Source organism: Flavobacterium sp. UBA5153, assembly GCA_002413745.1.
Classification (GTDB): Bacteria; Bacteroidota; Bacteroidia; order Flavobacteriales; family Flavobacteriaceae; genus Flavobacterium.
This window is the reverse complement of record DHXP01000033.1, coordinates 3,786-5,836: the sequence shown is the minus strand read 5'-3', so window position 1 is coordinate 5,836 and position 2,051 is coordinate 3,786. Positions and strand designations below refer to the sequence as shown.

At 29.5% G+C, this 2,051-nt stretch carries 4 protein-coding genes; all 4 read right to left on the bottom strand.

What is annotated here, in order from left to right:
• Positions 1-416 (bottom strand): BREX protein BrxB domain-containing protein (locus tag B2145_RS07160; RefSeq protein ID WP_291100235.1); only part of this gene is annotated, 416 nt, incomplete at its 3' end.
• A gap of 2 nt (positions 417-418) precedes the next feature.
• On the bottom strand, positions 419-1,021 hold the full coding sequence (locus B2145_RS07155) for a DUF1819 family protein (RefSeq protein WP_291100232.1): 603 nt from the start codon (positions 1,019-1,021) through the stop codon (positions 419-421).
• A 14-nt stretch (positions 1,022-1,035) separates the two neighbouring features.
• Positions 1,036-1,281, bottom strand: coding sequence for a hypothetical protein (locus B2145_RS07150; RefSeq protein ID WP_291100229.1), 246 nt, complete (start codon positions 1,279-1,281; stop codon positions 1,036-1,038).
• Positions 1,282-1,527: 246 nt separating this feature from the next.
• Positions 1,528-2,051 (bottom strand): hypothetical protein (locus B2145_RS07145; protein ID WP_291100227.1); only part of this gene is annotated, 524 nt, incomplete at its 5' end.

Below are 2,051 nucleotides of genomic sequence, written 5' to 3'. Positions count from 1 at the left end.
ATGTATGGGAAAACCATTCCTATTCCGGTGAGGAAATACACCTTGGCATCCGCTTTTTCAATTTTTTCTTTTATTCTTGGCATCAAGATTTGATGAATGTTTAAAGTGGATTGTAATGCTCTTTGGAATTTATCTTTTGTTTTAGATTTTTCTACTTTGAACATTCTTTCAATTCCACCTTTTTCTTCCAGAATTTCACAAACAACATCGTATAAGTTTATTTCCAAAATTGAAATACCAGAAGTTTCCAGTTTATTTTTTAAGAGTTTAATCGATTCCCGAATTTGAATTTCTTGTTTGGCATCATAAGTGGATATAAAGAAAGGAATTTCACCACCTAAAGCTTCTTTGTTTAAGAAACCATTTGTTGAAATTACTTTGTATAAATGCGTATATTTTGAAATAATATCTTCCATATTTAATTTTCAATGTTAGTGATGTCTATATCACTCATGAATAGTACTTTTAGCCAAATGGGATTATCTAAGGCTATAACATCAATTACCTTTTTATCAATAATCTGAGGTTGAATAACTCTTTTTTTTATGTTGTCAATAATTCCCGCTTGTTCTAATATTTTAAAAATCACTTGTTTGATCTTCTTCTCGGTTAAATCGGTAAGTTTTTCCATTTCTGGATGTAAATCTAATTTTCTTCTATAAAACGTGATGTAATCTCCCTGTGTAATTTGATAATCAAACACTAATAATTTTTCCCTAAGCGCTTCAACAACAAAATCTCTGATTAAAGAATATGTTTTACAAATAGATAAAAACGCTATTTGTTTTTGAGAAGTTAAATCTCCATCGATAAGGATTTCAATTTGTTTCTGCGTAAGATTGCTAATCCTTTTATTAAATTCAAATAACATTCTTTTTCCGGTTGTAGACTTGCCACCACCTAATTCGTTTGTGTAATCTACTGGTCTATTTTCTCTTATAGAACTAGCAACTAAAATCATTTCATTTAATCGTAATGAAGATGCAGTAAAAGAAAAATCATATTTTTCAATTTCTATCATTTTTGATACTATGTTTAAGATATTTTTTTAGCCATTTCAAATTTTTTCCCAAAATCTAACCCAAGGTGTTGCACTTGCTCTGGCATTGACAACACCCAAGAAACATAGTAATTGCTTAGTACTTGATTTTCTGAAAAACGTTTGCCGTCAATATTTGAAATGATGTAGTCTTTTTTATTGGGATCAATTCCCATGGTTCTTTGCTTTCTCTTAAAAAAGATTGCGTAGAAGAAATCATTTGTTTTATGAACTATTTGCATTAATTTGGTACTAAAATGAAAAACGTAAATTTATAAATTTTAATAGTAATAACCTATTCAAATAGTGAACAGGTTATACAATGTTTTACATGCTATTTGAAAATTATTATTGAAAGTTGATTTCAGAATTAAACCATTAAAATCATACTGTTTTACGGTTTTCCTCATTTTAGAAATATTATTTCATTTCGAATAGTTTATCGAAATGAAATACAATGTCTTTAAGGATTTTTTTAATCAGTTAAGCTATAGCTGTCTTGTTTTCTTCCATGAATTAATTTTATACAGATATTCAATAAAATCAGGAAGTTCCATCAAACTTAACAGGCCAATTTGTTCCAATGGTAGTTGGTTTAACTGGATTTGTTTGATGTGTTTCCGGAAAGCTATTTCTCCCACGATTTGCATTACGATCCAATCGATATTCGATTTTAGATCTTCGTATTGCTTTAGCTCGTTGTATTCGGGTAGGTACAGATTAATTTTTATATGCTTGGTGGCGATATTGTAATCCAATAATGCTATTTGTATTTCACTGATTTTGATTTCGTAGTTTTTGCAACTGCAGGGTTCGTCTGTACCGTTTATGTATTTAGTATTATTTTGCAATGGTTTTATAAAAGCCTGAGAGGTGAAATGTTTCAGTGTTGGTGCCTGTTCTTCGAAAGCGATGATTTTAGGGAATAATTTGCGGTATCCGCCTCCCGTGAAAATTATCAGGAATTTATCATTGATTGTCAATGGAGTTTTAATTACAAAACTAATTCTTT

Excerpts from the sequence above, each read along its gene's own strand:
- B2145_RS07150 (WP_291100229.1), bottom strand. The coding sequence starts at position 1,281 with ATGCAAATAGTTCATAAAACAAATGATTTCTTCTACGCAATCTTTTTT.
- B2145_RS07155 (WP_291100232.1), bottom strand. The coding sequence starts at position 1,021 with ATGATAGAAATTGAAAAATATGATTTTTCTTTTACTGCATCTTCATTA.